Consider the following 3,050-nt stretch of genomic DNA (forward strand, 5'->3'; position numbering starts at 1 on the left):
TCCGGCGCGGGGCGGCCGGTTCGCGGTCGAGGGCGATCTGGAGTGCCTCGCCGGGCCGGTTCGGCGCGAGGTCGTCGTCCGGGTGGAGGGACAGCCGCGCGAGTTCCGCGGGCGTGGGCACGGGCGGCGGCCCCACCGTCACCTCGCCGGTCAGGAACGGCCCGAGCACGTCGAGCACGTCCTCGCGCCGCTCCTCGCTGAGCAGGTTGACCCTGGCCGCCTCCCTGTCGTACCAGGCGACGTTCCTGCCGTCCGTGTGACAGACGTAAAGCCGCTCCTGGCCGTGGCGCCAGGTCGGTATGACGCGCAGTCCGCTCATGCACCATCACCCCACGACCATGGGAACAGGCGGGGTGCTCCAGGGGCAAGAAGCCGGTTACCTTTGGGGACAGTGGAGGGGGAGGCGCCGTTGCGGGATCGCGGGAAGCAATCCAATGCGCCGGCCCCGGACAGCCCGTGGAGCGAGATCGTGCCCGGCCTGTGGATGGGCGGGCACGAGTACACGGGCCGGTCGGGACAACCGGAGTTCGCCGTCGTACGAGACGAGTTCGACCTGGTACTGACCCTGCTTCGACTACCCGGCCACGGCCCCGACCCGGGCGTGGAACACCATGTGTGGCCGATCCCCGACGGACCGCTGGACGGTACCCAGCTGGCCGGTGTGATGCGGCTCGCGCGGACCGCGGACGAGGCGCGGGACGCCGGCCGGCGCGTCCTGGTCCGCTGCTACCACGGCTACAACCGCTCGGGCCTGGTCGTCGCCCACGCCCTGATCCGCGCGGGCAGCACCGCCGAGGATGCCATCCGTCTGATCCGCTCACGCCGTTCCCCGTGGGCGCTGCACAACGAGTTGTTCGTGGAGTACCTGCACACCGGGCTCGACACGGTCCGGTTCCTCGAAGAGCTCGCCGAGTAGCCTGACCCGACCGGTGAACAAAAAGGACTTCCGTACTAATAGGGTGTACGGGCGGCGGTAATCGGCCATGACCGGCGACCGCCGCACCACCCCGGTCCACGCCGGTCTCGCACCGGGCGAGCGGCCCTGACGCAGGAGCGCATTGAATCCTCCCCTCCCTGGAGGGGGAGGGGATTCCTGGCTCAGGCTGCCTCCTGGAGCAGCGCTCCAGGAGGTCTTGCGCCCTCGGCACCAGCCGGGTTGAGACCAGCCCGGACGAGCATGACGCGTGCGGAGTTCTTGTCCCGTGGGGACACGTTTCCGCATGCGGTGCAGGTGTAGGTGCGCTCACCCAGCGGCAGTGCGTGCTTGGCTCTCGCATCGCAGTGCGCGCAGTCCATGGTGGTGTGCGCGGGGTGTACGAGGCGGATGTCCCGCCCGTGCTTGCGGCCCATCTCGACCAGAGCGGCTTCGGTGGCGCCGATGGCGGCGTCAGCGGCCTTGCGGGCCATCGTGCTCTTGGCGAGGAACTTCGGGCGGAAGTCCTCGATCGCGATGGCGTCGTGGTCGCGGACGGCCTTCTTGGCCCACTTGCGGCCTGTGTCCTGACGCTGTCTGGCGACCTTCTTGTGCGCCTTCGCCCGCAGTTTCCGCGCCTCGCGGTAGCCCTTCGATCCGGGCTTGCCCTTCTTCGGCTTGCGGCGGGCCATCATCCGGTCGTACCGGGTCAGCTTCGCCTTCGCCTTCCTGCCGTGCTCGGCATGGGGGAGGTCGTGCGCGTCGGACGTGGTGGTCGCGGTCTCCTTCACACCCCAGTCGACACCGAGTACGCGGCCGGTCTCCGGCAGGGGCTGGACCTGGACGGGGACGACGAACGAGCAGTACCAGTGCCCGAGGCTGTCCTGGTACAGGCGTACCGAGGACGGTTCGGCCAGCAGTTCCCGCGACCACACCACCGCCACGGAGATGCCCCCGGCCAGGTGCAGGCGGCCGTCCTTCAAGCGGAACCCGCGCTTGGTGTAGTTGAGGGTCGGCAGCGCCTCGCGTTTGGTCTTCCACTTTGGCATCTGGGCCCGGCGCGGCATGGGCAGGTGCTCGCGGATGTCCTTGTGCGCCTTGCCACGTGAGCGGCCGAAGTCGCGGATGACCTGCTGCTGGACGACCGACGAGCCCTCACGCAGCCACGGCGCACGGGCGCGGGCTTCGGTCAGCATCCTGTCGAGCTGCGCCGGGCCGCACGTCTGTTTCTCCCCGGTGGACTTGTTGTGCAGGTGTACGGCCCTGGACTTGGCGACGCATTCGTTCCACAGCCACCTGCATCGGTCCCACTCCGCCACCAGCGCGGTACGGGCGGTCGACGGCACACGCAGCCGGTACGTGTAACGGGCCTGCCCGGCCTCCGCAGCCACCCCCACCTGCACCATCTCGCCCCCTCACGGCCCCGGCCGGGACACCGTTCCATCCCTAACCCTCCGCAGGACCATACGTACGACAGCCGCACAAACGCGCCCCGATCCCCCACCCGCCACCCCCACCAGCGATCACAGGCACACGCGTTCGCATCCTCTCGGCGATGCCGACAGCGGTAAGGGCGCTCCGCGTCCTGACCGGATACGGCGACGCTCCGCGTCGCGACACCCGGATGCGTTTTCTCCCCGGCCTGAACGCCAGGGCCTCCTCGCAAGAAAACAGGTGATCCCCAACCGCCCCGCGGGCTTCCGTCACCTCGCGCACGCGGCGGCCGAGCTGGTCCGCGACCGGGTCGCCGCGCTGCGCACGCTCACCGAGGACCTGTTGGAGATCTCCCGGCTCGACACGCGCAGCGAGCGGCTGGACGTGGAAGCGGTGCGGCTCACGGAAGTGGCCGAGCGGGTGGTCCGGGCGTCCGGCTCGGACACCGAGGTCCGGGTCGTACGGGACGCGGTCGTGGAGACCGACCGGCGGCGTCTGGAGCGGGTGTTGGGCAATCTCGTCGCCAACGCGCACAAGCACGGGCGGGCGCCGGTGTCGCTGACGGTCGACGGGCACCTCGTCACCGTGCGGGACCACGGTGACGGCTTTCCGGCGTACCTCGTCGCCCCGGTGATCGGCGTGACGCTCGACATGGACTACAGCGGCGACGGCGCCCGCGTCGGCACCAAGGGCAACGACGGCA

2 protein-coding genes and 2 pseudogenes are annotated in these 3,050 nt (G+C 70.2%); 2 read left to right on the forward strand and 2 right to left on the reverse strand.

The genetic code is table 11. The annotated features are described in order from the left end of the window. Positions 1-319, reverse strand: a pseudogene (locus tag O3Q52_RS51250) (NERD domain-containing protein); the annotation flags it as partial. A 90-nt stretch (positions 320-409) separates the two neighbouring features. On the opposite strand from O3Q52_RS51250, the gene O3Q52_RS51255 reads away from it, so the two are divergent. Further along, a complete protein-coding gene (locus tag O3Q52_RS51255) occupies positions 410-916 on the forward strand; it encodes a dual specificity protein phosphatase family protein (protein ID WP_269655270.1) in 507 nt (168 codons plus the stop codon). Between the two features lie 182 nt (positions 917-1,098). Here O3Q52_RS51255 and O3Q52_RS51260 read toward each other — a convergent pair whose 3' ends face one another. After that, entirely contained in the window at positions 1,099-2,319 is a 1,221-nt protein-coding gene (locus O3Q52_RS51260) for a transposase (RefSeq protein WP_269655271.1), read from the reverse strand. Positions 2,320-2,566: 247 nt separating this feature from the next. On the opposite strand from O3Q52_RS51260, the pseudogene O3Q52_RS51265 reads away from it, so the two are divergent. Further along, positions 2,567-2,971: pseudogene (locus tag O3Q52_RS51265) on the forward strand (ATP-binding protein); the annotation flags it as partial. Positions 2,972-3,050: the final 79 nt, after the last annotated feature.

The sequence above is a fragment of the Streptomyces sp. ActVer genome, from assembly GCF_027270795.1.
GTDB lineage: Bacteria > Actinomycetota > Actinomycetes > Streptomycetales > Streptomycetaceae > Streptomyces > Streptomyces umbrinus_A.